Annotated in this window: 22 protein-coding genes and 1 tRNA gene; 7 read left to right on the forward strand and 16 right to left on the reverse strand. The window is 67.7% G+C overall.

Annotated elements, in window-relative coordinates; genetic code table 11:
* Positions 1-19: 19 nt before the first annotated feature.
* From grpE to H4281_RS22295, 5 genes are all read right to left on the reverse strand, one after another.
* Positions 20-730 carry a nucleotide exchange factor GrpE gene (gene grpE / locus H4281_RS22275; RefSeq protein WP_182892865.1) on the reverse strand — a complete coding sequence of 237 codons (711 nt, stop codon included), beginning with the start codon at positions 728-730 and terminating at the stop codon, positions 20-22.
* The gene (dnaK, locus tag H4281_RS22280; protein WP_043831585.1) at positions 727-2,592 is read right to left on the reverse strand and encodes a molecular chaperone DnaK; all 1,866 of its coding nucleotides are present in this window, start codon (positions 2,590-2,592) and stop codon (positions 727-729) included. The genes grpE and dnaK overlap by 4 nt, the downstream gene beginning before the upstream one ends.
* Before the next feature lie 187 nt (positions 2,593-2,779).
* Positions 2,780-4,186 carry an alpha/beta hydrolase gene (locus tag H4281_RS22285; protein WP_182892866.1) on the reverse strand — a complete coding sequence of 469 codons (1,407 nt, stop codon included), beginning with the start codon at positions 4,184-4,186 and terminating at the stop codon, positions 2,780-2,782.
* Positions 4,183-4,401 (reverse strand): hypothetical protein, encoded by a 219-nt coding sequence (locus H4281_RS22290; protein ID WP_182892867.1) that lies wholly within the window; start codon positions 4,399-4,401, stop codon positions 4,183-4,185. Before H4281_RS22290 ends, H4281_RS22285 begins: the two co-directional genes overlap by 4 nt.
* A gap of 19 nt (positions 4,402-4,420) precedes the next feature.
* Positions 4,421-5,197: a DUF4097 family beta strand repeat-containing protein gene (locus tag H4281_RS22295; protein ID WP_182892868.1), complete on the reverse strand. Its 777-nt coding sequence runs from the start codon at positions 5,195-5,197 to the stop codon at positions 4,421-4,423.
* Positions 5,198-5,359: 162 nt separating this feature from the next.
* Here H4281_RS22295 and H4281_RS22300 point away from each other — a divergent pair, with 162 nt between their 5' ends.
* Together H4281_RS22300 and H4281_RS22305 are read left to right on the forward strand one after the other, a co-directional pair.
* Positions 5,360-5,899, forward strand: coding sequence for a YbhB/YbcL family Raf kinase inhibitor-like protein (locus tag H4281_RS22300; RefSeq protein WP_182892869.1), 540 nt, complete (start codon positions 5,360-5,362; stop codon positions 5,897-5,899).
* Positions 5,900-5,907: 8 nt separating this feature from the next.
* The gene (locus H4281_RS22305) at positions 5,908-6,405 is read left to right on the forward strand and encodes an NUDIX hydrolase (RefSeq protein ID WP_182892870.1); all 498 of its coding nucleotides are present in this window, start codon (positions 5,908-5,910) and stop codon (positions 6,403-6,405) included.
* Here H4281_RS22305 and H4281_RS22310 read toward each other — a convergent pair.
* From H4281_RS22310 to H4281_RS22320, 3 genes are read right to left on the reverse strand one after another with little or no spacing between them, the layout of a single operon-like run.
* A complete protein-coding gene (locus H4281_RS22310) occupies positions 6,383-6,823 on the reverse strand; it encodes a GNAT family N-acetyltransferase (protein ID WP_116199406.1) in 441 nt (146 codons plus the stop codon). The two genes, H4281_RS22305 and H4281_RS22310, sit on opposite strands and share 23 nt — an antisense overlap.
* Positions 6,824-6,866: 43 nt before the next feature.
* Positions 6,867-7,427, reverse strand: coding sequence for a TetR/AcrR family transcriptional regulator (locus H4281_RS22315; RefSeq protein ID WP_009085017.1), 561 nt, complete (start codon positions 7,425-7,427; stop codon positions 6,867-6,869).
* Positions 7,424-7,750 carry a DMT family transporter gene (locus H4281_RS22320; protein ID WP_182892871.1) on the reverse strand — a complete coding sequence of 109 codons (327 nt, stop codon included), beginning with the start codon at positions 7,748-7,750 and terminating at the stop codon, positions 7,424-7,426. The genes H4281_RS22315 and H4281_RS22320 overlap by 4 nt, the downstream gene beginning before the upstream one ends.
* A gap of 169 nt (positions 7,751-7,919) precedes the next feature.
* On the opposite strand from H4281_RS22320, the gene H4281_RS22325 reads away from it, so the two are divergent.
* The 3 genes from H4281_RS22325 (at position 7,920) to H4281_RS22335 (ending at position 11,605) form a co-directional block, all read left to right on the forward strand.
* Complete coding sequence (locus tag H4281_RS22325; protein WP_182892872.1) at positions 7,920-10,211, forward strand: (Fe-S)-binding protein; 2,292 nt, start codon at positions 7,920-7,922, stop codon at positions 10,209-10,211.
* Positions 10,212-10,383: 172 nt separating this feature from the next.
* A complete protein-coding gene (locus H4281_RS22330) occupies positions 10,384-10,602 on the forward strand; it encodes a hypothetical protein (RefSeq protein WP_182892873.1) in 219 nt (72 codons plus the stop codon).
* Positions 10,603-10,612: 10 nt separating this feature from the next.
* The gene (locus tag H4281_RS22335) at positions 10,613-11,605 is read left to right on the forward strand and encodes a cation diffusion facilitator family transporter (protein ID WP_182892874.1); all 993 of its coding nucleotides are present in this window, start codon (positions 10,613-10,615) and stop codon (positions 11,603-11,605) included.
* Here H4281_RS22335 and H4281_RS22340 read toward each other — a convergent pair.
* The 4 genes from H4281_RS22340 to H4281_RS22355 form a co-directional block, all read right to left on the reverse strand.
* Entirely contained in the window at positions 11,599-12,282 is a 684-nt protein-coding gene (locus H4281_RS22340; RefSeq protein WP_312872163.1) for a CAP domain-containing protein, read from the reverse strand. The two genes, H4281_RS22335 and H4281_RS22340, sit on opposite strands and share 7 nt — an antisense overlap.
* A 169-nt stretch (positions 12,283-12,451) precedes the next feature.
* Entirely contained in the window at positions 12,452-15,061 is a 2,610-nt protein-coding gene (gene rph, locus H4281_RS22345; protein ID WP_182892876.1) for a rifamycin-inactivating phosphotransferase, read from the reverse strand.
* A 173-nt stretch (positions 15,062-15,234) separates the two neighbouring features.
* The gene (locus tag H4281_RS22350; protein WP_182892877.1) at positions 15,235-19,230 is read right to left on the reverse strand and encodes a CLIPPER-2 domain-containing protein; all 3,996 of its coding nucleotides are present in this window, start codon (positions 19,228-19,230) and stop codon (positions 15,235-15,237) included.
* Positions 19,231-19,293: 63 nt separating this feature from the next.
* The gene (locus H4281_RS22355) at positions 19,294-19,764 is read right to left on the reverse strand and encodes a MarR family winged helix-turn-helix transcriptional regulator (RefSeq protein ID WP_182892878.1); all 471 of its coding nucleotides are present in this window, start codon (positions 19,762-19,764) and stop codon (positions 19,294-19,296) included.
* 71 nt (positions 19,765-19,835) lie between these two features.
* On the opposite strand from H4281_RS22355, the gene H4281_RS22360 reads away from it, so the two are divergent.
* Positions 19,836-21,026, forward strand: a complete 1,191-nt coding sequence (locus H4281_RS22360) for an FAD-dependent oxidoreductase (protein ID WP_182892879.1) — start codon at positions 19,836-19,838, stop codon at positions 21,024-21,026.
* A 42-nt stretch (positions 21,027-21,068) separates the two neighbouring features.
* On the opposite strand, the gene dcd is transcribed toward H4281_RS22360, so the two are convergent.
* Together dcd and H4281_RS22370 are read right to left on the reverse strand one after the other, a co-directional pair.
* Complete coding sequence (gene dcd / locus H4281_RS22365; protein WP_037354328.1) at positions 21,069-21,650, reverse strand: dCTP deaminase; 582 nt, start codon at positions 21,648-21,650, stop codon at positions 21,069-21,071.
* Complete coding sequence (locus H4281_RS22370) at positions 21,637-22,845, reverse strand: oxygenase MpaB family protein (protein WP_182892880.1); 1,209 nt, start codon at positions 22,843-22,845, stop codon at positions 21,637-21,639. Before H4281_RS22370 ends, dcd begins: the two co-directional genes overlap by 14 nt.
* A gap of 114 nt (positions 22,846-22,959) precedes the next feature.
* Here H4281_RS22370 and H4281_RS22375 point away from each other — a divergent pair.
* Positions 22,960-23,030: transfer RNA gene (locus tag H4281_RS22375), tRNA-Gly, on the forward strand.
* Between the two features lie 766 nt (positions 23,031-23,796).
* Here H4281_RS22375 and H4281_RS22380 read toward each other — a convergent pair.
* Together H4281_RS22380 and H4281_RS22385 are read right to left on the reverse strand one after the other, a co-directional pair.
* Positions 23,797-24,210, reverse strand: a complete 414-nt coding sequence (locus H4281_RS22380; protein WP_182892881.1) for a type II toxin-antitoxin system VapC family toxin — start codon at positions 24,208-24,210, stop codon at positions 23,797-23,799.
* A 378-nt stretch (positions 24,211-24,588) separates the two neighbouring features.
* The gene (locus H4281_RS22385) at positions 24,589-25,971 is read right to left on the reverse strand and encodes an amino acid permease (RefSeq protein WP_182892882.1); all 1,383 of its coding nucleotides are present in this window, start codon (positions 25,969-25,971) and stop codon (positions 24,589-24,591) included.
* Between the last annotated feature and the right edge of the window lie 33 nt (positions 25,972-26,004).

The raw sequence follows: 26,004 nt of genomic DNA on the forward strand, positions 1-26,004 counted from the left end.
TTTCGCTGCGAACCGATTGTTACTGCTGGCCGGACTCATCGACCGAACCGTCGAGCGGCAGTTCGCCGCCGACCGGCGGATCGACCGGCTGCTCCGCCGGGGCTTCGCCGGGCTCGTGGTCGGTCACGCCGACCAGCGCCGCGCGCAGCACCCGCTCGCCGAAGCGGTAGCCGCGACGCATCACCAGGGTGACCGTCGGGCCCTTCACGTCCGGGGACGTGTTGTGCTGCACGGCCTCGTGGATGCTCGGGTCGAACTCTTCGCCCTCGGCCCCGAACGCTTCCAGGCCGGACCGCTCAAGGCTGGAGACCAGCTTGTCGGCCACCGCCTTGAACGCGCCGGTGAGATCGCCGTGCTGCTCCGCGCGCTGGAGGTCGTCCAGCAACGGCAGCAGATCGCCGACCACGGACGCCTTCGCGCCCTGCACCACGGCCTCGCGGTCGCGGTCGACCCGCTTGCGGTAGTTCGCGTACTCCGCCTGCAACCTCTGCAGGTCCGCAGTGCGCTCGGACAGTTGCTTTTCGACGTCCGAAGACGACACCGTGGCCGGTTCCTCTGCGGAATCGCCCAGCGAGGGGCCCGCGTGCTGCACGGGCTCCTCACCGGCCGGAGTCTCCTCCGCGGCGGGCGGGCGGACCTCGCCGGTCTGCGGGTCCACCCGTCGCCGATCCCGCACGACTACCGGTTCCTCGGGGCCAGGACCCTCGGTCTCGGAGTGGCGGGGGGTCACTTCTTCTCGTCCTCTTCCACGATCTCGGCGTCGACCACGTCGTCCGCCTTCGACTTCGGAGCGTCGCCCGCGGCGCCGGCCGCGCCCTCAGCACCCGGAGCGCCTTCGGCACCCGCCGCGCCCGCGTTCGCGTACAGCGCGCTGCCCATCTCCTGCGAAGCGGTGTTCAGCTTCTCGATGGACTCGCGGATCTTGGCCGAGTCGGTGCCCTTGAGCGCCTCGTTCGCCTCGTCGATCGCGGTCTTGACCTTGCCCTTGAGGTCCTCGGGCAGCTTGTCGTCGTTGTCCTTGACGAACTTCTCGGTCTGGTAGACCAGCGTCTCCGCCTGGTTGCGGGTTTCCGCTTCCTCGCGGCGCTTCTTGTCTTCCTCGGCGTGCGCCTCGGCGTCCTTGACCATGCGCTCGATGTCGTCCTTCGGCAGCGCCGAGCCGCCGGTGATCGTCATCGACTGCTCCTTGTTCGTGCCGAGGTCCTTCGCGGTCACGTGCACGATGCCGTTGGCGTCGATGTCGAAGGTGACCTCGATCTGCGGCACGCCGCGCGGGGCGGGCGGAAGACCGGTCAGCTCGAACATGCCGAGCTTCTTGTTCGCCGCGGCGATTTCGCGCTCGCCCTGGAACACCTGGATCTGCACCGACGGCTGGTTGTCGTCCGCCGTCGAGAAGATCTCGGACCGCTTGGTCGGGATCGTGGTGTTGCGCTCGATCAGCTTGGTGAAGACGCCGCCCTTGGTCTCGATGCCCAGCGACAGCGGGGTCACGTCGAGCAGCAGGACGTCCTTGACCTCGCCCTTGAGCACGCCGGCCTGCAGCGCGGCGCCCACCGCGACGACCTCGTCCGGGTTCACGCCCTTGTTCGGCTCGCGGCCGCCGGTCAGCTCCTTGACCAGTTCGGACACCGCGGGCATGCGGGTGGAACCGCCGACGAGGACCACGTGGTCGATGTCGCCGACCGCGATGCCCGCGTCCCGGATGACGTTGTTGAACGGCTGCCGGGTGCGCTCCAGCAGGTCCGAGGTGATCTTCTGGAACTCGGCGCGCGACAGCGTCTCGTCGAGGAACAGCGGGTTCTTGTCCGCGTCCACCGTGATGTAGGGCAGGTTGATGCTGGCGGAGTTGGAGCTGGACAGCTCGATCTTCGCCTTCTCGGCCGCCTCGCGGATGCGCTGCAGCGCCATCTTGTCCTTGGTCAGGTCAATGCCGTTGGTGGCCTTGAACTTGTCGACCAGCCAGGTGACGATGCGCTCGTCCCAGTCGTCGCCGCCGAGGTGGTTGTCACCGGAGGTGGCGCGCACCTCCACGACGCCCTCGCCGATCTCCAGCAGGGACACGTCGAACGTGCCGCCGCCGAGGTCGAAGACCAGGATGGTCTGTTCCTTCTCGCCCTTGTCCAGGCCGTAGGCCAGCGCGGCCGCCGTCGGCTCGTTCACGATCCGGAGCACGTTCAGGCCCGCGATCTGGCCGGCTTCCTTGGTGGCCTGCCGCTGCGCGTCCTCGAAGTACGCCGGGACGGTGATCACCGCGTCGGTGATCTCCTCGCCGAGGTACGCCTCCGCGTCGCGCTTGAGCTTCATCAGCACACGCGCGCTGATCTCCTGCGGCGTGTAGGCCTTGCCGTCGATCTCGGTCTTCCAGTCGGTGCCGATGTGCCGCTTCACGGACCGGATCGTGCGGTCGACGTTCGTGACGGCCTGGTTCTTCGCCGGCTGGCCCGTCAGCACTTCGCCGTTCTTGGCGAAGGCGACGATGGACGGGGTGGTACGGGAGCCTTCCGAGTTGGCGATGACCGTCGGCTCGCCGCCCTCAAGGACGGCGACGACCGAGTTGGTCGTGCCGAGGTCGATGCCGACCGCTCGCGCCATGGTGCTTCCTCTCGTGTTCTGGACTGGGTTGCTGCTATGTTCGTGACCTGCGGTTTCGAGGCACTCTTGAGTACCTTCTTAGCAGGTTCGGAAGGTCTCGCGCACGGCCTGGTCCACCAGACTTGAGCCGACTGCGCTCAACCTTGCTATCAGGATAACGGCGGACCCCCCGGTCTTGTTCCCGGGTTCACCCGCAGAATTCGCCCCGCGGTGGTGTGACGCCACTCACCAGGTACCGGGCCTCGGCGCTCCGCACGCATTCGGAGTTGAGCAGTCCGGTGTGGCCGTCGGAGAGGTACGTGAGCAGCACCGATCCGTCGATGCTCGCGGCGAGCCCGTGTGCCCATGGCAACGGCGTCGCCGGGTCGTGCGCACCGCCGACGACGAGGATCGGCGGCGCTCCGTGCACCGGATGCGGCTGCGGCGGGTTCAGCGCGGGCAGCGGCCAGCCGGTGCAGCCCGCGCCGATGTCCCAGTACTCGCTGTAGCGCCAACTGTGCGGGGCGACCGCGCGGATCACCCGGGCGGTCGCGCGCAGGTCCGCGAGCCCGGTGAACGGCGACGGGAAGTCCTGGCAGCCGATCGAGCGGTACGCGCCATAGGTGTCACTCGCGAACGACGAGTTGGTCGCGAGCGCGCTCGCGTCCGGGTCCGCCAGCGCGCGGCCCAGTGCCGGCCACTCGGCTGGAAGATAGAGGTGTCCGTACGCGCCGGAGGCCAGCTCCTCGCCGGTCGCCTTGCGGCCCAACACTTTCGCGTACGCGCCGTGGGTGACGAGGTCGTCGTAGCGGGCGAGCGCGTTCTTGCCGTGCAGCGCGCACTCCGGCGAGCGGTCGCACCACGCGGCGAACCGCAGCAAGGCGTCCTCGGTGGCAGCGGCCTCCTCGACCATCGCCTGCCGCGTCGGCCGGGCATGGTCGACCGCGCCGTCGAGCACCATCGTGCGCACCCGGTCCGGATGCTTCGACGCGTAGACCGCGCCCAGTTCGGTGCCGTACGAGACGCCGAGCCAGGAGATCTTCCGCTCGCCGAGCGCGCCGCGGATCGCGTCGATGTCGTCGGCGGCGCTTTGGGTGTCGACGTGCCCGAGCATCGGGCCGGTCTTGGCCAGACAGTCCTCGCCTGCCGCGCGGTTGTGCGCGACGAAGGCGTCGTACTGCTGGCGCGTGCTGGGGAAGAGGCCGATCTTCGGGTCGTACAGCTTCGCCTGGGCACAGCTGATCTTCGGATCGCTGAACCACACGCCACGCGGGTCGAAGCCGATGATGTCGAAGCGGTCGCGCAACGGTTTCCGTGCCGAGCCGATGACCTTGGTGTCGAGTCCGCCGAAGCGCACGAAGCCGACTCCGGATCCGCCCGGCCCGCCCGGATTGACCAGCAGCGAACCGACCCGATGCCGCTGGTCGGCCGCGGGCAGCCGGGTGAGCGCGATGTGCGCCGTGCCGGTTTCCGGATGAGCACGGTCGATCGGCACCTCGATCTGGCTGCACTGCGCGGTCGGTTCCTGGTCGGTCCCGCACGGCGTCCAGGTCAATGCCGGGGTTGGTGCGCTGACCAGCGGAAGCAGGGTCAGCACGGCAGCGGCCAGGTTCATGCCCGGCGCACCTGCGCCGCCCGGTCGTCGGCCGCGGTGCGGAGCACGACCGTCTCCGCGTTCCGGACGACCCCTTGCTGCACCGGGATTTCCACCACCGCGACCGGCGTCGTGGCCTGCGGTTCAGGCGAGTGGCCGATCGCCGCGGTGATCGCGAACGCCCCCACCGCGCCCGCCAGCACCGCGGCCAGCAGCCGCGTTTCGAGTTTTCGCATGATGTGTCTGTTCTCCCCTTCAGACGGCCTTGACGGTGACGCTGCCGCTGTCCGTGTTCAGCTCGAGCGTCTTCGCGTCCGGACCTGAGTTCTGCGGAATGTCGATGCTGCGGCGACCGCTCTCGCTGCTGCCGGTGACCTGGTAGGACCCGGTGCGCGGCACGGACACCTCGACGCGGCCGGAATCGGCCTGCGCCTTGACGTTGCTGGGCTGGGTCAGCGTGAGCTCGATCCGCCCGCTGCCCGCCGAGACGTCGACCGGCCCGCGCAGCCCGTCGCCCTCGATCCGGCCGGACTGGCTGTGCACCTGCACCTCGCCGACGTTGTGCAGTTCCGTCGAGCCGCTGTCCATCCGGAGCTTGACCGGGCCCGCGACGTCCTGCATCCGAGCCTGCCCGGAATCGGCGGTGACGTCGACGCTGCCGACGCCCGCGAAGTCCAGCGTGCCGGAGTCGGAGCTGCCCGTGACCGGAATGCCTGCCGGGACGATCAGTTCCATGTCGGCGGTGCAGTTGCGCCCGCAGTCGACGATGACGAGCTGGTCGCCCTCGACGCGGTAAGCGTCGCCGGGTTCGCCGCTGAAGTGGTAGCGAAGCGTCTGGTGCACGCGAGCCGCGCCGGCTGCCGTGCGGATGCGCACGTCGCCGGAACCGTTCTCCAGCTTCACCCCGCGGATCTCCTGCGTCAGCGTCGCGTCCCGCGAAACCGTGGAACCGAACCCCCACCCGCCGAACCCGATCGCCACCCCAACGCCGATCACCGCGATGCCGGCCACTGCCAGAAGCGGGCGTGCCATGTCAGTTCCCCTCAGTACCACTCTCGGCTGTCTGGAAAGACGTTAGAAGGTGCGGGCCCCCGGGGACATCCGGTAAACCCCCCGAAACATCCCTGAGGCGGCGGCGCTCAACCCGGGGTCTTAACCTGGCGGCCGGAGAGCCCCGTTGATCAGGAGGAACCCATGCCCCAGCCGCCCAATCCCTACGACTACCTGCCGTCGGTTCCCTCGTTCACCCTGCGCAGCACGGACATCGCCGACGGCGAGACCCTGGCCCAGCCGCACCTGTCGGGCATCTTCGGCGCCGGCGGCGAGGACCGCTCGCCGCAGCTGGCGTGGGAAGGCTTCCCGGAGGGCACCCGCAGCTTCGCGATCACGGTGTACGACCCGGACGCCCCGACCGCCAGCGGTTTCTGGCACTGGGCGGTGTTCAACATCCCGGCCTCGGTGACTTCGCTCGAGGGCGGCGCTGGTGACTCCGCGGGGTCGGGACTGCCTTCGGGCGCGGTCTCGCTGAAGGGGGACGGCGGGGTGAAGCAGTACCTTGGCGCCGCACCGCCTCCCGGACACGGGCCGCACCGGTACTTCTTCGTGGTGCACGCGCTGGACGTGGAAACGCTGGAGGTTCCGGAGGACGCTACGCCCGCGTTCCTGGGATTCAACATGTTCGGCCACACGCTCGGGCGGGCCACGTTGGTGCCGGTTTACGAGAACAAGGGCTGAGTTCGGCCATGGCGGAGCCGACGGTGGAGGTTGCGGACGGCGTGGTCTTTCCGCAACCTCTGCCCGACACCGCGGGCGGAGTGGTCCTCGGCGCCGACGGACGCGCGTTCGTGCAGTTCCGCAGCCCGGACCGGCCGCGGTATCCGAGCACGTGGGACGTCGTGAGCGGCCACCTCGAACCGGGCGAGACGACGCTGGACGCGCTCGCCCGCGAGGTCTTCGAGGAAACCGGCTGGCGGCTGCGCCGCGTGGCAGGGAACCTCGGCCGCCACCGCTGGCCGCTCGACGACGGCGAAGAGATCGGCGATTTCTACCTGATCGAGGTCGAGGGCGACCTCGCCCGCCCAGTCCTGGAATGGGACAAGCACCCGCACAGCGCCTGGTTCGGCAAGGAAGACCTGGACCGGCTGCTGGTGAACTGCGCACCCGGCGACACCTTGATCCGGGACGTCGTGGCCGCCGCCCTCTCCGTCCACAATGGATCTACCGGAGAGACTCCCGGTTGACCCCCTCGCGTTCGAGGAACCGGCCCTTCGTGTGCTCCTCGAACCCGAACTGCCGGTACAACCCGTGTGCGTCCGCCGTGTGCAGCATCCACCGGAACTGCGCGCCCGGCCCGTGGTCGATCATCTCGCGCACGAGTTCCTTGCCCAATCCGCTTCCGCGCGCGGACTCGACCACGAACACGTCGCCGAGATACGCCGAGGTCACTCCGTCGGAGAAGGCTCGCGCGAATCCGACCTGCCGTCCGTCCGCGCGCGAGTAGGCCCCGACGACCCGCCACGATCCGGCGATCGCCGCTTCCACCTGTTCCCGCGTCCGCCAACGGCCCCAATAAGCCTCGGTGGAAAGGAATTCCCACAGCACGTCGAGGTCGAGCCGCTCCCGCCGGTCGTCGACCTCGTATTCACCCACGACCCTCATGCCCGGCAAGCTAGCCGACCGGGTCCCGGTAACTCCACCGAATTCAAGCGGGCTTGAGCAGATAGTCCACCACCGGCCGCAACTCCTCCGCGGACGGCGGCTCGTCGTCGATCAGCCCCTGGATCAGCAACCCGTCGATTCCCGCGAGGAACACCCGGAACGCGACCTCGTCGTCGTGCCGGACCATCGAGGTCAACACATCCAGCCAGCGCCGCGCGGCGGGGCGCAGCTCCGGTTTGCGCGCGGCCAGCAGGTACAGCTCGTACTCCGCCATCGTGCGGCCCCGGCGCGGCCCGAGCGCCTCCGCGAGCAGGCCAGCGACCTCTTCCGCACCGCGGCTGCCGCGCGAGCGGGCGCGGTCGATCATCCAGTACACCTCGGTCGCCATGTCGCGCGCGCACGAAATGAGCGTCGCCACGAGCAGGTCGTCCAACGAGGAGAAGTGATAGGTCGTGGACGTCGTCGGCACGCCCGCTTCGGCCGCGACCGTGCGGTGTGTGACCCCGGCGACGCCGTCGCGTTCGATCACCCGCAGGGTCGCTTCGATGATCTCCGTGCGCCGCTTCTCGCCGCGGGCCTTGCGGCCGTCGGTCTGGATTTTCACGACTGGCTCCCGACCTCGATGAGCACCACCCCGCCGATCACGAGCACCAGCCCGGAGATCACCGCGAGGTTGATCGGCTCCTTCAGGAACAGCACGCCGACCAGCGCGACCAGCGCCACGCCCGCCGCCGCCCAGATCGCGTAGGCCACCCCGATCGGCAGCCCGAGCTTGAGCACCCGCGACAGCGCGAAGAACGCCAGCCCGTACCCGAGGACCACCAGGATCGACGGCGTCACCTTGGCGAAGCCCTCGGAGAGTTTGAGCGAGACGGTAGCGGTCACTTCTGCGGCGATGGCCAAAGCGAGGTACAAGTAAGCACCCATAGCTAACTAAATTACCTGAACGATCGTCCCACTTGCTAGCGAGGCGTGCACCACATCGGTGGGACTTGGGGCCGCCACACCGGTTACCCATCAGTAAGAAGCGTTACCCTGCTCGGCACCGGCGCGCTCGCGCGGCGGCACCACCACACCGGACGAAAGGCACCCGACGATGGGCGCTGTACAGCTGACGCTCGGGGGGATCTCCGTCCTCCTGGGCATCGTCGCCTGGGGAATGTTCATCGCGACCATTGCCCGCTTCGTGCGGGTGATCAAGCTCGGCCAGCCGGACGCGACCCGCAACGGCCCGTTCCTGCCGCGCTTGATGACCCTGATCAAGGAGTTCGCGGCACACACCCGCATGGCGAAGTTCCGCCAGGTCGCCCCGTGGCACTGGCTGGTCATGTGGGGCTTCCTGATCGGGTCGCTCGCGCTGTTCGAGGCCTACGGCGAGGTGTTCGTCCCGACCTGGGGCTGGCCGATCCTCGAGGACTGGTCGCTGTGGAGCCTCCTGATGGAGCTGCTCGGCGTCGGCACGGTCGTCGGCGGCGTCGCGCTCGCGATCATCCGGCAGCTGAACCACCCGCGCCGGGCCGACCGGCTGTCGCGGTTCGCGGGCTCGAACTTCAAGTGGGCCTACTTCGTCGAGGCCGTGGTGATCGTCGAGGGCATCGGCATCATCGGCGTGCGCGCGGGCAAGGCCGCGATGCACGTCCACGAGACGCCGACCTGGGCCGCGTTCGTGTCGAACCCGCTCAGCGAGCTGCTGCCCTCGAGCGCGGCGCTGGTGTCGGTGTTCGCCTTCATCAAGCTGATGAGCGCCACGGTCTGGCTGATCGTCGTGGCCCGCACGATGACCATGGGCATCGCCTGGCACCGGTTCAGCGCGTTCTTCAACATCTACTTCAAGCGCGAGGCGGACGGCGGCGTCGCGCTCGGCAAGGTCAAGCCGATGATGAGCAAGGGCAAGGTGCTCGACCTCGAAGAGGCGGACCCGGACGAGGACACCTTCGGCGTCGGCGCGATCGAGGACTTCAGCTGGAAGGGCTGGCTGGACTTCTCCACCTGCACCGAATGCGGCCGTTGCCAGTCGCAGTGCCCGGCGTGGAACACCGGCAAGCCGCTGTCGCCGAAATTGCTCATCACGCAGCTTCGCGACCACGCCTACGCGAAGGCTCCATACCTGCTCGCGGGCGGCAAGCGCGACATGGCCGGCGACGAGGTCGGCTTGTCCGGCGACAACATGTACGCGGGCATCGACGTCCTCGCGATCGCTGAGTCGCAGAAGGCGCTCGTCGGCGACGACGGCGGCGTCATCGACCCGGACGTGCTGTGGTCCTGCACTTCCTGCGGCGCCTGCGTCGAGCAGTGCCCGGTCGACATCGAGCACGTCGACCACATCGTCGACATGCGCCGCTACCAGGTGATGATCGAGTCGTCGTTCCCCACGGAGCTGAACGGCATGTTCAAGAACCTGGAGAACAAGGGCAACCCGTGGGGCCAGAACGCCAAGGACCGGCTGCAGTGGACCGAAGACCTCGACTTCGAGGTCCCGGTCTTCGACGGCGACCTCGGCGACGCGGAGTACCTGTTCTGGGTCGGCTGCGCCGGCGCGTTCGAGGACCGCGCGAAGAAGACCACGCGCGCGGTTGCCGAGCTGCTGCACATCGCGGGCGTCAAGTACACCGTGCTCGGCTCGGAGGAGTCCTGCACCGGTGACCCGGCTCGCCGCGCGGGCAACGAGTTCCTGTTCCAGATGCTGGCGCAGCAGAACGTCGAGGTGCTGAACTCGGTGTTCGAGGGCCGGGAACGCAAGGCGCGCAAGGTGGTCGTCACCTGTGCGCACTGCTTCAACACCCTCGCCAACGAGTACCCGGAGCTGGGCGGCCAGTTCGACGTCGTGCACCACACGCAGCTGCTGAACCGCCTGGTGCGGGAGAAGCACCTGACGCCGGTCGCGCCGGTCGCCGAGGACGTCACCTACCACGACCCCTGCTACCTGGGCCGGCACAACAAGGTCTACGACGCACCGCGCGAGCTCGTCGGCGCGTCCGGTGCGCAGCTGCGCGAAATGCCGCGGCACGGCGACCGCTCGATGTGCTGCGGCGCGGGCGGCGCGCGGATGTGGATGGAAGAGAAGATCGGCAAGCGGATCAACGTCGAGCGCGTGGACGAGGCGCTCGGCACCGCTCCGTCGAAGATCGCCACCGGCTGCCCGTTCTGCCGCGTGATGCTCACCGACGGCGTCACCTCGCGCCAGAGCGACGGCATGGCGAGCGAGAAGGTCGAGGTCGTGGACGTCGCGCAGCTGCTGCTCACCGCGGTGAAGCGCAAGCCGGAACCGGCGTTGGTCGCCTCGGGCGCGCCCTCGCTGGACGAATCGGACGCGGAGCTGTCGGCCAAGCCGGACGTTCCGACCGACGAGAAGCCGACCGGAACGCCGTTGCCCGAGGGCGACGACTGAGGTTCTCCCTGACGACGGCCCCTGGCATCCGCGGATGCCAGGGGCCGTTCTGTTTCACGCGGCCCGGGACATTTGCCAGTGCGGATGATGATGTCCTGCTTGGCGACCAGTCCCTGGGGTCCGCCGGAAACCGGTGCGCGGCAACGGCTGGCTCGGGTTCGCGGTCAGCCTGATGGCAAGCACTGCGTTTCAGCTCGTCATGAAGGCGGATCTGGCTCCATGGCCGACTGTTGCCGTCATGCTGGCATTGGTGTCGTACAGCTGGGTCGGGTTGCCGAAAGCTTCCAACGCGGGTTTCGCCGCGACAGTCGAACAGTCGGTGTTGGTCGCGGGCGTATTAGTCCTCGTCATCGCCGCTTGCAGCAGGCGGCGTACCCGGCAGTGCAGTTAGTCTTTCCCGCGTGAGCGACGAATCGGAAGGCGGCGGCGAAAGCACTCTCACCGTGGTGCTGGCCGGTGGAGTGAACCTGGCGATCGCGATACTGAAGCTTGTCGCGGGCATCATCACCGGATCGGGCGCGATGCTGTCCGAGGCCGCGCATTCGGTCGCCGACACCATCACCGAGGTGCTGCTGCTCACCGCTTTGAAACGGTCCGAGCGGCCGGCCGATCGCCGCCATCCGTTCGGGTACGGCAAGGAACGGTACTTCTGGTCGCTGCTCGCCGCGGTGTCGATCTTCGCTTCCGGTGCGGTCTTCGCGCTGTACGAAGGATTTACCACCGTTTTCGGCGAAGGCGCGGAGCAGACGAAACCGATCGTCGGCTACATCGTGCTGGCGCTGGCTTTCGTGCTCGAATCGGTGTCGTGGGCGCAGGCGGTCCGCCAGGTCCGTCGCGACGCGAAAGCCGAGCAGCGGCCGTTCTTCGCTTACCTGCGGATGATCGACGACCCGGCGCCCAAGACGGTGCTGTTCGAGGACTCCGCGGCACTGGTCGGCCTGCTGCTCGCGTTCGCCGGGATCGGGCTGCACCAGCTGACCGGCTCGGACGTGTGGGACGGCATCGCGTCGATCCTCATCGGCGTGCTGCTCGCGTGCGTCGCGTACCTGCTCGGCAGCACGAACCGCGGTCTGCTGGTCGGCAGGCAAGCGGATCCGCGCCTGGTCCGCGGCATCCGGGATCACCTCGGGGCCGCGCCGGAAATCGACGCCTTGGTGGATCTGCAGACCATGCTGATGGGCACCGATCACGTCCTCGTGTGCGCCCGCGTGGACTTCGACGACGCACTGCGCGCCGCCGACCTGGAATACGCCTGCGTACGGCTGGCGAACGAATTGAGCGAGCGGTTCCCGGACGTCTCGGAGGTGTTCATCGAGCCGGTGCCGCGCACGGACCCGCAACTGCGCGCGACAGTGCTGGCCCGTTACGGCCTTCCGCCGCGGCCGAATCAGTAGCCGAAGTCCTGCGTCCAGTACCAGCCGTCCGTCGTGACGCCGACGCCCAGCTTCTTCAGCGAGCAGTTGAGGATGTTCTTGCGGTGCCCGCTGGAGTTCATCCACATCTGCATCACCTGGTCCGCGCTGGTCGCGCCCTTCGCGATGTTCTCCGCGCCCGGTTTCGGGTATCCCGCGGCGGTGATGCGGTCGGCGAAGCTCTCGCCTTCCGGGGTGTCGTGGGAGAAATAGTCGCGCTCGGACATGTCGTCGCTGTGCCCCTGCGCGGCTTTGTCGAGATGTGCTTCCTCGGTGACCGGATCGCAGCCCGCCTTGCCCCGTTCGTCGTTGACCAGCGCGACGACCTGGCCCGCCAGCGTCGGCGCGCTGCGCGGCTTCGGCGACGGCTTCGCGCTGCTGCTCGTCGGAGTGTCCTCTTTGGACTCCGCAGGCGGCGGCGGAGGCGGCGCGGGCGTGGCCGAGGTCGTCGGCGGCGCTGTGGTCGCGGGCGCGCTGCTGCTGGGTGTCGCCGACGCGGAAGACGCCGGCGACACCGCGAACGGCCGCAACGCACCCGCGGACACCCCGTCGTCACGAGTCTCCGGGACGGCAACGCTCAGTGTGTCGAGGTGCCCAGAGCGCAGCGCGAACGTCCCGCCGGCTGCTCCGAGACCCCCGAAGAGAACACTGAGAGTCACACTCACGACCCGGACGCGCACACTAATGGAGGACACAGCCGCGGAAACTATCACGAACTGATTACGATGGTTACCTCCAAATGGCGCAGTGGCCGGAGACCCACTAGCGAGCACCATCGCCAGAAATCAGACGACACGAGCCCCGGACGGGTTGTCGTCCGCGAGGCAATCAATCGGACATTTCACCGAGGCTGGCGTCGAGAACCTCGACGTACCCGTCCGTCCCGTTGACGCGGATCCGCTGTCCGTCCTTGATCAGCCGAGTGGCGTTCTGCACCCCGACGACCGCGGGCAGGCCGTACTCCCGCGCGATCACCGCGCCGTGCGTCATCTGGCCGCCGACCTCGGTCACCAGGCCGGTGATCGCGACGAACAGCGGTGACCAGCTCGGATCCGTGTATGCCGTGACGAGGATGTCGCCCGGTTCGAGGTCGGCTTCGGCGAGATCCAGGATGACGCGGGCGCGACCCTCGATGGTCCCGGCGGACACCGGCAGCCCGCCCAGCGCGCCTTCGGGCAGGTCATCGCGGCGGTAGCTGCCGGGAACAGCCTCGCCGTCCGACGTGAGCACGCGAGGCGGCGTCAGCGATTCGTAGGTCCGGAACGCTTCCTTGCGCTGCTGGATCAGCTCGCGGTCGGCCTCGTGCGTCCGCACGAGGTCTCGGAATTCCTGCAATCGCAAGAAAAAGAGGTCCTCCGGCTCGTCGAGCACGCCGGCCCGCACCAAGCGCTCGGCCTCGCCCAGCAGAGCTTCCTTGTACACGAAGTAGCGGCTGACCATGCCGTATTTCGGGTACTCGCGGTATCCGGTGAACGTGCGGACGCGCTCGATCATCCGCTCGGTTTCCTCGGCCTTCGCCTCGCCGTCCGGCAAGGCGCGCAGCCGTTCCAGGACCTCCTGCGCCTTGTCCAACGCTTCCCGGCGGCCTTGTTCGAAGCGGCGCTGCCCGGCTCCCGGCTCGAAGTTTTTGATGTTGGACAACAACATCGGCACCAACGCGACCGGCTGTTCGCTCCACCGCGGCCGGGTGATGTCGATCTCGCCGACGCAGCGCATGCCGTACTTGTCGAGGTACCCCTGGATCGCGGCGCGCGCTTCCTCCCCGCCGGCCAGTTCGGGCAACTCGGCCAGGAACCCGTTGTCCTCGACGTCCTGGAGGAACGCGACGACCTCGGGACGGGCCCGGAGCACGTCCGCGACGTCGAGGAGCGCCAGCCCCATCTCCGAGGTGATGTTGTGCGGGACGGACTGGGTAAGCGTGTCGGCGACGTTCTTTTCGCCGAGCCACTCTTGCAGATGATCGTTTAGCCACCAGGACGCCTGCATCGCCGCGGTGAATACCTGATGGCTGCGCGGATCGAAGAGGATCCGGCGCATTTCCTCGATGTCCTCGAAGATGAAGTCGAGCAGTTCGCTGCCGGACTTCGCCGCGATTTCGCGTTGCAGCGTGGCAATGGAAGCCTCGCTGTGCTGGATCAGCTCGGTGACGACGGCCGGATCGGTTTCGATGGTGGCCGGCGCGGCCCCGGGGATCTGCTCGCCGGGTCCGTCGTCGTCTGCCATCTGGATGAAGCCCTCGCGGGAAAGGACGGTCTCCAGCGCGTCGCCCATCAGCGGGTCGGATTTCCCCACCACGGCAAGGAAACTGGTGCGGCTCTTGGGAACGGACAGGAGTGCGGTGGCGTCCGCGAACAGCCGCCCGCCCGCCTCGGCCATCGGGCGCGGCGTCGTCAGCTGCCAGACCGAAAGGCCCAGCGGCTTCATCGCGTCGGTCATCATCTGCTGGTGGCCGACGGAGAGGTAGACGTGGTTTTTCTCGTCGACGGCTTCCGGAATCGGGAACAGCGTGGTGATCGGGCGGCTCTGGACGATCTGGAATTCGCCGTCGGCCAGGCACCATTCGATGTCCTGCGGGCCGCCGAAACGCGCCTCGATCGTGCGGCCGAGTTCCACGAGCCGGAGGACCTGGTCGTCGGTCAGCGCGGCCTGCTCCTGCTGGTCCGCGTCAATCGCTTGCTCTTCGGTGCCGCCGCCCTCGACGGCAAGGATGGCACGCTGCTTGGCGGAGATCGCCTTGTCGACGATCGCGCCGTCGCGCACCTGGTAGTTGTCGGCGTTGACCAGGCCGGAAACCAGTGCCTCGCCGAGGCCGAAGCTGGCCTCCACGACGGCGGTCTTCCGGTTGGACGTCACCGGGTCGGCGGTGAAGAGCACCCCGGCAGCCTGCGGGAAAACCATCTGCTGCACGACCACGGCCATGTGGACTTTCCGGTGGTCGAAGCCGTTGCGCAGCCGATAGGTCACCGCGCGTTCGGTGAACAGCGACGCCCAGCACCGGCTGATGTGCCGCAGGACCGCTTCCGCGCCAAGGACATTGAGGTAGGTGTCCTGCTGACCGGCGAAGGACGCACCCGGAAGGTCCTCCGCGGTCGCGCTCGACCGGACCGCGTAGGCGCGTCCCGCCACCAGCGCGTCGGTGATCTCCGCCGCCAGATCGTCCGGAATGACGATCGCTTCCAGCGCCTGCCGGACCTCCGCGCTGCCCTCGCTGATCGCGTCCCGGTCGTCCGGGTTCAGCTTCGCCAGCCGCTCCAGCGGCCCGGCCAGTTCCGGCGCGTTCTCGATGATCCGCTCGAACGCTTCGGTCGTCACGCAAAAACCGGGCGGCACGCGGACCCCGTCGATCCGCGCGAGTTCGCCCAGATGCGCGCCCTTGCCTCCGACGATCGCGACCTGCTCCCGGTCGATCTGCTGGAGACCGAGCACGTAGCTGCCCATTCGTTCGTTTCCCCCGTCTGTGGTCGTTCCCGGCTTTCGTTCGCCCTCGAGCGGCAGCCTGTTCGGCTGGAGATTCTGCGGGACCACCCGGGTCTTGCGGCAAGCCCCCCAATGCGTTATAAGTTAAATACGGCAGGGAGAGATGTTCTTCGCTGCCTTTTCTTTTGCCTTCCTCAAGGGCTCACCTTCGTCGTCGTGGTGGCTTCCTTGGTGACCGGTCGGCCGGTCTGGTCAGTCCCGGTCGCGGTGGTGGTCGTGGTGGCGTCCGCGCGAGCCGAAAGCGTGCAGGCTCGGGTGACCTGTTCGCCAGGGGCCAGCTGGGTGACGGTGAACGAGCAGGCCGGATCCGCGTCGCGAACGGTCACCTCGTGCAAGAGTGCGTCGCCGGTATTGCGCAGGGTGCTCACGTACGTCACCGGGTCACCCGGCCGGATCGGCTGCTCCAGGTGATCGCGGCGCAGGTCCAACGCCGGATGAAGCACCGCGAAGTCCGGTTTTCCGGTCGCGGTGACCGGCGGGCCCCAAGGGGCGGCCGCGGTCGCGGTTGCCAGGGCGGCGGCCGTCGCGGCGGGAGCGACGCACTGGTAGCGCTGGGTTCCGCCGACCGGCAACTCGGCGAATGCGTGCCCGCAGGCGGGGCCGTCGGCCACCCGGACATCGTGCAGCGGCTGGTCACCGGTGTTGGTCAGCACGACCTCGAACGGCACCGCATCGTCGGTTCGATACGCGCTGCCGGTGGCGTGTTTGGCGACGGCCAACGCGGGCTTCTTCACCCTGAACGACGCCTGAGCGGAAGCGCTCACCGTTCGCTGGGTCGGGTCGGTGCCGGTCACCGTCGCGGTGTTCGTGAACCCGGCCGCTCCTGCGGTGATCGAGCACTGGTACTCGATCTGGGCGTCCGGTGCCAGGCTCGGGATCTGGTGCGCGCAAGCCGGGGTGCGATCGTCCACGACGGACACCGCCGTCAGCGGGACGTCGCCGACGTTGCGGACCAGCAGCGAGAAGGTGACCTTGTCGCCTTGGCGCACCTCGTACGGCTGGGCGTCCTTCATGATCGCGATTTCCGGGTGGATGACGTCGATCTTCGCTGAGCCGGACGCGGTGACCGGGCGGTTCGTCGGGTCGGTGCCGGTCAGGGTGGCGAGGACGGCGAAGTCGTCCGGTTTGGCCTTCACGGTGCACTGGTAGCTCTGCGCGGCACCGGCTTCGAGGCGGTCGAACTTCTTCGGGCAGACAGGATCGGCGCTGGTCACCGCGGTGAGCGGGACGTCGCCGGTGTTGGTGACGGAGACCGTCACGGTGAGGGTGTCGCCGGCCCGCGCGACGGTCGGGTTCGCCGAGGTCATCACGGTGAGCGCGGGATGGATCACGTCGATGTGCGCGTCGGCGGACGCGGTGAGCGGCGGGCCGACCGGCGGGGTGCCGGTCACGTGCGCGGTGCTGACCGCGTCGTCGGCTGGGGCGGGGATGGTGCAGTCGTAGGCTTTGTTCGCTTTCGGGGCGAGTGTGTCGAGGGCTTTCGCGCACGGGCCCTGGTCGGTGACCTTGACGGCGGTCAGCGGGGCGTCGCCGGTGTTGGTCGCGGTGATGGTGAAGGTGACCTGGTCGCCGGCGCGGAAGGGGCCGCCGTGGACGATCTTCGTCAATGACAATCCCGGGTGCACCACGGTGAACGCGGCGTCCGCCGTGGCGGTTACCGTGCCGCCGATCGGGTCTGCGGCGGTCACCTTCGCGGTGTTCGAGTAGCCGTCATGCCCGGCTTTGGCGGTGCAGGTGTAGTGCTGTTCTTCGCCTGCGGCCAGGGTGGGGAAGTCGCGGGCGCAGCCGGGGGTCTTTTCGTCCACAATGGACAATTTGGTCAGCGGGACGTCTCCGCTGTTGCGCACGGTGACGGTGAAGGTGACTTGGTCCCCCTCGCGCACCTGCGTCGGCGTGACAGTCTGGGTGAGCTCGACAGCGGGGTGGATGACGTCGACGTGCGCGCTCGCGCTCGCGGTGACCGGGCGGCCGGACGGGTCGGTGCCGGTGACGGTCGCTTCGCTGGTGAGGTCGTCAGTCGCGGGCCGGGTGCAGGTATAGGTCTGCTTGGCTTGCGGGGCAAGAGTTCCCAGCCGCTTCGCGCATTCCGGGACGGCGGGGTCCGCGACCTGGATGTCGTGGAGTTCGGTGTCCCCGGCGTTGCTGACGGTCAGGGTGAACGTCGCGGGCTCGCCCGGGCGCACGACGGTCGGCGTCACGCTCTGCGCGAGCGTGACGAGCGGGTGGATCACGTCGATCGCCGCCTCGGTCGCCGCCGTCACCGGTGCTCCGACCGGCGCTTTCGCGGTGACCTGCAGTGCTTCGGTCACGTCGGCACCCGGTGCGGTGGTGGTGCAGTCGAACGTCCAGTTGGTTCCAGGAGCGAGCGTGTCGTGTTGCTGTGCGCAGCCTTCGGCGCGAGCCATCGTCGTGACGGCCAGTCCGGTGAGCGGCACGTCGCCGGTGTTCGCCACGATCACGTGCACCGCCACGGCGTCATTTTCGCGGAATGGTCCACCTTGGACAGTCGCGGTCAAGCTGACCGCCGGGTGCTGCACGGTGAACGACGCGCTCGCCTTTGCCGTGACGGGTCGGCCGGTCGGGTCGGTGCCGGTGACGGTCAGATCGTTCGTGAAGCCCTGCGTTCCGGCGACCGTGGTGCAGGTGAAGGTCTGCTTTCCTTGGGCGGCAACAGTTCCGAGAGTTCGCGCGCATTCCGCAATCCGGTCGTCTGCCACGGCGACGTCATGGAACTCGGCGTCGCCGGTGTTGCTTACCGTGACTGTGAAGGTGACTCGGTCCCCCTCACGCACCTGCGCAGGCACCGCTGCGACGGTGGCCTCCAGTGTCGGATGAACCACGTCGACCCGCGCCTCCGCGGTTGCACGCTGTGTCGTGCCGAGCTGATCTTTGCCAGTCACGACAACGGCATTCGTCACGTCGTCCGCCGGGGCTAACTGTTCGCACTTGTACGTCTCGACTGCATTGGGCGCCAATGTGCCGAACTTGCGGACACAACCGGGCACGCTCTCGTCGGCCACCGCGACCTCGTCGAGCGGCACATCACCGGTGTTGCGCACGGTGATGGTGAAGGTGACGCGGTCCCCTTCGCGCACCTGCGCGGGGGAGACGGCAGCGGTGACCGCCAAGGCCGGATGGATCACCGTGACGGTGGCCGAGGACTTGGCCGTGACCGGTCGACCGGTCGCGTCCGTGCCCGTGGCGGTGACGCTGTTTGTGGTGGTGAACGCGGGTTTCGCGGTGCAGGAGTAGCTCTGCTCGGTGCCAGGCGTGAGTACACCGAAAGACCGCGAGCACTCCGGAGTCGCGTCGTCAGTGACGTCGACTGGGTTGAGCGGACTGTCGCCGGTGTTGCGTACGGTCACCTTCCAGGTGATCTGGTCCCCGCCGTGCACCACCGGCGGAACAGCGGCTTTCGAGACGGACAGCGCAGGCGTGATGAGGGGGACTTTCGCGTCCGCGGTCGAGCTGACGACCTTGCCCAGCGGATCGATGCCCTTCACGGTGGCGCGGGCTCCGTCTGGCAGCGGCACGGTTGCCGTGCAGGTGCCCACCACCGATTGTCCCGGCGCGAGGGATCCGATGGGGCGTGCGCACGAGGGGACCGCTGGGTCGGCAATGGTCACGTCGTGCAGCGGGACGTCGCCGGAGTTGGTGGTCTTGAGCGTGAAGGTCGCCTGATCGCCAGCGCGGTAAGCCGGTTTGTCGACCTGTTGACTCAACGTCACGGCCGGACGGAGGACATCGACGTTGCTGCCCGCCGAGGCCGACAGCTTCTCCCCGCCGGAGCCCACGCCCGTCGCCTTGACCGCGGCGACGAATCCCTTCTCCGGCGCGGCGAACGTGCATTGATAACGCGTGCTGGCACCCGGAGCCAAAGTTCCGATCTTCTTGCCGCACTGCGGGTTCCGCTCGTCCACGACGTCCACATCGGACGCCGGGGCAGCAGCCGGGTTCGTCACGCTCACCGTGAACGTCACTTGGTCGCCGGCGTGCACCCGATGCGGTTCGGCGACCGCCGTGACCCGCAGTTCCTGCCCTGGCCCGGCAAGCGCCGCCGGCGCGGCGGGGGTCAGCGGAGTGGCCACCAGGCCGAGGACTAAGAGCAGACGTTTCCCGGCCGAAACCATGCGCGCAAGTTTTCCACCATCCGGTGACGTCGCGGCGATTTCCTACCCGGCAGTGGGATTACCTCACTCCGCTGAGCGATCAGTGAGACGCACGGTTGACTCGTGGGTGATCGCCGCTGCCTGATCGAGGAAGCCGATCACCGTTTGGAGTTGCTCATCGGAGTAGCCGGCCGCGATCGACTTCATCGCCGCGATGATGTAGTCCCACAGCGGAGCGACGCGCTCGACGTTCGCCGGGTCGACGCGGACGAGGACCTTCCGCCGGTCGTCCGGATGCGGCATCCGGTTGACGACACCCTTGCGCTCGAGCCGGTCGACCAGCGCGGTGACGGACGCGGGCGCGAGCCCGGCGTACTCGGCCAGCTCCTTCGGAGTGAGCGGACCGAGCCGGGCGAGGTAGTCGGTGACCTTGCTCTCGACCGGCGAAAGCCCATTCTGCTCGGCGAGCGCGGTGTGGAACATGACCGTCTCGGTCGACAGCACCCGGGAGCGAAGCAGCAGCTCAGCGACCAGATCCTCGCGTTCGCTTGACATGCCCGGGAGTCTAGCGAACTATTTAGTTCGATAGAACGAATTACTTTCCAAGATATTCGAAGGGGTGAACCATGGCACGGATCCTGATCGCGGGCGGGGGTATCGCGGGGGCGATCACCGCGATCGCGCTGCACGAGGTGGGGCACGAACCGGTCCTGTACGAGGCTTACGACCGCAGCGCGGAAGGCGTCGGCGCGTTCCTGACGCTCGCGGTGAACGGCCTCGACGCGCTGACGCCGTTAGGACTGAAACCGCTGGTCAAAGACCTGGGCTTCGACACTCCGCGGATGACGCTCGGGCTCGGCAACGGCCGCAAGCTCAGCGAGTTCCCGCTCGGCGGGGCGCTGCCGGACGGCACCGTGAGCCAGACCGTCCTACGCTCCGATCTCTACGTGGCGCTGCGCGACGAAGCAGTCAGACGCGGCGTGCGCACGGAGTTCGGCAAGCGACTGACGGACGCGAAACAGACGGCGGACGGCGTCACCGCGTCCTTCGCCGACGGCACAAAATCCGAAGGCGACCTGCTGATCGGCGCGGACGGGCTGCGGTCGACAGTCCGCCGGATCCTGGATCCCTCCGCCCCGTCGCCGCGGTACGTGCCGCTGCTCAACACCGGCGGTTTCGCGCGCGGCCTCGACCTCGACGACGAACCGGGCATCATGCACATGGTGTTCGGCCGCAAGGCGTTCTTCGCGCACGTGCTCGCCCCGGACGGCGCGGTCTGGTGGTTCGCGAACGTGCCGCACGCCAGCGAGCCGACCGAATCCGACCTCGCCTCGATGCGCGGCCCCAGTTGGCGCGAACGACTGCTCGACCTGGTCCGCCCGGACCGCACTCCAGCCACCGCGATCATCGAGGCCAGCGAAAACATCTACGAACCATGGGCGACGTACGACTTCCCGACAGTCCCGGTGTGGCATCGCGGCCGGATCGGCCTCATCGGCGACGCCGCGCACGCGACGTCACCGGCGGCCGGTCAGGGCGCGGCGATGGCGATCGAGGACGCGGTGACGCTCGCGATGTGCCTGCGCGACGTCTCCGACCCGGCGGCCGCGTTGACCACCTTCGAGGCGTTGCGCCGCGAACGGGTGGAAGCCGTTGTGGCCCAAGGCAAACGCAACGGCGACGCCAAGGCTCCCGGCCCGGTCGGCCGGGTGCTGCGGGACTTCTTCATCACGCGCGCGATGCGCAAACCGGCCACCGACGACCCGAACCGGTTCATGTGGGAGCACCGGATCGACTGGGCGTCCCCGGTCTCGTGAGTGTTTATCCCGGTTCTAACCGGGATAAACACTCACAAGGGGCTAGCGCCAGGTGTCGACGCGGTGGAAGTTCTTGTACGCGCGGCTCGGTGTCGGCCCGCGCTGCCCCTGGTAGCGGGAGCCGGCCTCGCTGGAGCCGTACGGGAATTCCGCCGAGCTGGACAGCCGGAAAATGCACAGCTGACCGATTTTCATCCCGGGCCACAGCGTGATCGGCAGGTTCGCGACGTTCGACAGCTCGAGCGTGATGTGCCCGGAGAAGCCGGGGTCGATGAAGCCCGCGGTGGAGTGGGTGAGCAGCCCGAGGCGGCCGAGCGAGGATTTGCCCTCGAGCCGTCCGGCGAGGTCGTCGGCGAGCCGGACCTGCTCGAACGTGGACCCGAGCACGAACTCGCCGGGGTGCAGCACGAACGGCTCGTCGCCCTCTTTTTCGACCAGCGAGGTCAGCTCGTCCTGCTGCAGCTGCGGGTCGATGTGGGTGTATTTGCTGTTGTCGAAGACCCGGAAGTAACGGTCGAGCCGGACGTCGATGCTGGACGGCTGGACCATGGCAGGGTCGAAGGGGTCGATGCCGAGGCGGTCGGCGTCGAGCTCTTTGCGGAGGTCACGGTCACTGAGCAGCACGGATGCAGCCTATCGGGCGGGCAGGCGCGGCCGGGGCACCCCTCCGTCCGAACACCGCGTCCATCCGCTTGAGATACCGCCGCCGCCCGAACGCGCCGAGTGCTTCCTGCAGCGCAGTCGCGCCGGGGACGAGCTGCCGGACCGTCTCGGCCGCGTAATTCACCCCCGCCGCGGCGAGCACCGCGGCCTGCGCGACCGGGTTGTCCGGCAGCCCGAGAAAGTCGGCGTTGTCGCGGCCGAGCACGAGTCGGCTGATCGCGGAGTGCACGCCGACGTTCACCTGCGCGAGCACCTTCCCGGCGGCCCCGCGCCCCTCGCCGATCGCGGCGTGCGTGTCGACGAGGGCGCGGGCGAGCCGTTTGGAGTCGTCGTCGGGGATGAACTCGGTGGCGGCGAGCATCCAGAGCAGCCGCCAAGCGTCGTCCTCATCGGCGGGCAGCAGTTCGTCGGCGACGCCCATCAGCCAGCCGACATAGCGCCAAAGATGCAGGATGTCGGCCTTCTCGCGGGCGGTGTAGCGGAGGCCGAGCAGCTGGGTGCCGAAGACGTAGACGAGCGAGAAGAGGAGAAGCGTGCCCGCGGTCTGGACCTGGTTGACCGGCCGGTCCCACCGGTCGTAATCCCAGTCCGGCCGGTTGTTCATCGCACGCCGGACGTGCGCGTGCACGAGCCGGATCCTCAGCGCTGCTTGGTACCCCGTGCCGTGTTTTTGGAGCGCCCCCGGCGTGGTGACGTCAATCCACCAAGCCGCGGTCTCCACCAGCCGCCGCGGTGCCCGATGCTCGATTTCCCCAGTGCCGACCAGCGATTTCGTCGCGCGCGAGGCCAGGTAGCCGCCCATGAGCGACATGTCGCCAAGCGGGAAGAGCCCAAGCAACCCGGCGCGAGTGATCGCCTTCGCGCCGCGGAGGAGCCGTTCCTGGTCGACCCAGTACGGGGTGGCTTCGACCTGCTCGACGAACTGCTTCAGTTCCGGCGGCGCTTGCTCCCCGGCGAGCGCCCGGTCGACTCGGCTTTGATTGTGCGGTTCCCGATGCAGCCACTCGACGACCGCGTCGGCCAGGGCGTCTTCCTGCTGCGCGAAGGTCCGGAGCCGGTTGAGCTGCGCTTCGTCCGCGGTGGCACCTCGGGTCCGGGCTGCCAGGCGGAACCCGCCTTGGCGGAACATCTCGGGAGACATCTCGGGGTCGTCCATCGCGCACCTCCGCACCGTGGGTCGACAACAAGTGTTGTCACTTTGCCGGGTGGGCGTCAAGGCGTGGCCCGCTGGACATGGGGGTGCCGTGGTTGTGTATGCTGGCGGAGCACTGCGGATGTAGTTCAATGGTAGAACATCAGCTTCCCAAGCTGAATACGCGGGTTCGATTCCCGTCATCCGCTCTCATAGAGAAGCCCCAGGTCAGTGGTTGTCCACTTTAGACCTGGGGCTTTTTTTATCCGCGCTTTTCACTTCTCGGGTGCCATTAACTGATCGACGTCCAAGCCTGAGCCCTCGGAGAGGGGGAGCCCGCGGACTAACGTCGACCAAGCGTAGGCAGGCCGCCGCTGACGATCCGGACATACCTGCGCCTGCCCTTGCCGACGCCGTGTCCCTCTGTGTTCCGGGAGGTTTGGCCGTCAGTTCGCAGGCGACCGTCCGCACGGCAACTCGTGTCGCTCATTCGCCCCTCAGCAAAGTCAGGCGTGTGACGCACGGAGCCGCGTCTGCTCTGGGTCGGAGTCGCGATCGGCGACTCATTGAGCTTGGTGCGGCACCGTTCCGCCCGTGTGAGGAGTTCGTCTCGCCGCCACACACGCTCAGGCAGATTTTCGAACGCCTTGATCAGGGTTCCTGCTTCGTGGTGCAACCCCACGCGCCTGCTCTCGGCGACGAGGGGTGACTTGAGTTTGTTCTTCCCCTGAGAGACTTGGTACGTCGCCAAGTGAGCTCTCACCCCACGTTCCAGTAGGTCGAGCCGCCGAAGCAGGCTCCGATACCTCTTGAGAAGCCGCTCGTCTCCTCCCACGAGATAGCGAGCGGCCGCCTTCCGTCCTGCCATGTAGCTGCAATCGCGCGAGCCAAGCTGGACGTTCCGCCGCGCAGATCACAATTCATCCGACACGGTCGTCGCAGCGGCCTTCTCGCGTCGTGCCTCTGCCGGAGGCGCTAGGAAGGCAACAAGGTGAACGAGGAAATATGCCTTGGCTTGACAATCGAGAAATGACGCGTATCGAGGGTAGCCACCCGCGTGATGCCAAGACGCTCGGCCAGCGCGATGACGCACGCATCGGCGGTGCCCAACGGGAGATCAGCGTACTTCTCCACCAGGTCGGCTGCCCGCGCGATATCGGCGAGCATCATGGACTCGACGGTGTAGAGACCATCCGCGACGTCGCGAAGAAAATCGGCTTCCGCTGAGGCGCCAGCACGCGAACCAAGCATGTAGCCAATCTCCACGAGCAGCGGCTCCGGCAGGACCAGTGGCTCCAGAGTCGAAGCCAGAAGTTCGGTACAGCCTTCATGGTCGTCATCGCGCCGGTTGCCCATGGCGACCACGACTCCAGTGTCGACCAGGATCACGCCGACTTGCCCGATCCGCCGCCAAGCTCTCGACGGGCCACTTCCTTGACACGTCGGCCGAGATCATGTTCGCCTTCGAACACACCTACCGTGCGAAACCGGCGACGTGGCGGTTCAGCGCCTGGTGGCACCTCCGCCAGTTGCCGAAGCGCCGCCAACGCAGCGGATACCCGTTCGTCAGGAACCGCCTCGAGGAGGCGGCGAGCCTCTTCACGAGGAGCACCCGGATCCGGGGCTTCGCTAGTCGCCATGCCCCCATCCTAGCTGCAACCACACACAATTCCGACGAACGCGAACTACGCAGTGCTGTCGTGGGCACACTTGGCGTTGCCCCACTGGTTAAGTACGACCTCGCAGCCGGACTTAGTGTTGCCCGTACTACCCGGCCTCAGTCATCGCGTCTTCCTTCGGAGCAGACGGCGTTGCCCTGCGGTGGAACCAAAACAACCCGCACAACACCACCAGCCACACCACTCCGACCACCAGCGCCAGGCGGGTGTCCTCGGCGAACGCCATCACCACGAAGATGAACACCATGAACACCATCGTCAAAACCTGACCCACCGGCCAGAACGGCACCGGGAACGCCAAATCCGCAGCGGACGAACCGCGGCGGGAGCGGTAGTGGGTAAGCAGGATCATGAACCACACCCACACCGTCGCGAACGTGCCCACCGACGCGATCAGCAGGAAAGCGCTGTCCGGCAACAGGTAGTTCAGAACGACAGCGAGGCTCAGGGCCGCGGCGACGACGAGGACGGTCATCCATGGGATGCCGTTACGCGTAACCCGGGCCATGATCGCGGGAGCCTGGCCACGTCGAGCCAGGCCGTAGATCATCCGTCCGGCGCCGAAGATGTCGCTGTTGATCGCGGACAACGCGGCGGTGACCACGACGATGTTCAAAACTGTTGCGGCGGAATGCAATCCCAGGCCGGCGAAGATTTGGACGAAGGGGCTTCCGGAGGTGCTGATCGTGTTCCACGGGTTCAGCATCATGATGATCGCCAGCGTCGCCACGTAGAAAAGCAGCACCCGAACCGGGACCGTATTGACCGCCTTGGGCATGGCGGTGCGCGGGTCTTCGGATTCGGCTGCGGTGAGGCCTAAAATCTCCGTGCCGCCGAAGGCGAACATCACCAACGCGAACGACGCGATGAAACCGCTGATGCCGTTGGGGAACCAGCCGCCGTGGGACCACAGGTTGGTGACACCGCCGGAATTGGCGCCGAGGCCGAAGATCAGGATTGCCGCACCGCCGAGGATCATCGCGACGATGGCGACGACCTTGACCAGAGTGAACCAGAATTCCAGCTCACCGTAGACCCGTACGCTCACCAGGTTCGCGGCGGCGATGACCAGGATCGTCAGCACCACCCAGATCCAGCGTGGCACGTCGGGGAACCAGAATCCCATATACACAGCCAAAGCCGTGACATCGGCGACGCAGACGATCACCATCTCGAACGCATACGTCCAGCCGGTAAGAAACCCAGCCAAGGGACCCAGGTGCTTCCTGGCGTATTCGCCGAAAGAACCGGGCGCGGGATCGTTGACGGCCATCTCGCCCAAAGCGCGCAGCACGAAGAAAATCGCCGCGCCGCCAATGAGATATGCGAGCAACACCGACGGCCCGGCCTTGGCGATCGTGTCCGAGGAGCCGTAGAACAATCCGGTGCCGATCGCCGAGCCCAAGGCGATGAACCGGATGTGCCTGCCGTTCAACCGGCGGCTCAAACCATCCCCGGACTTCGTCGTCATTGACGGTTACCTCCCGAAATCGGCGGCCCGCGG

This window comes from Amycolatopsis dendrobii (assembly GCF_014145675.1).
Taxonomy (GTDB): domain Bacteria; phylum Actinomycetota; class Actinomycetes; order Mycobacteriales; family Pseudonocardiaceae; genus Amycolatopsis; species Amycolatopsis dendrobii.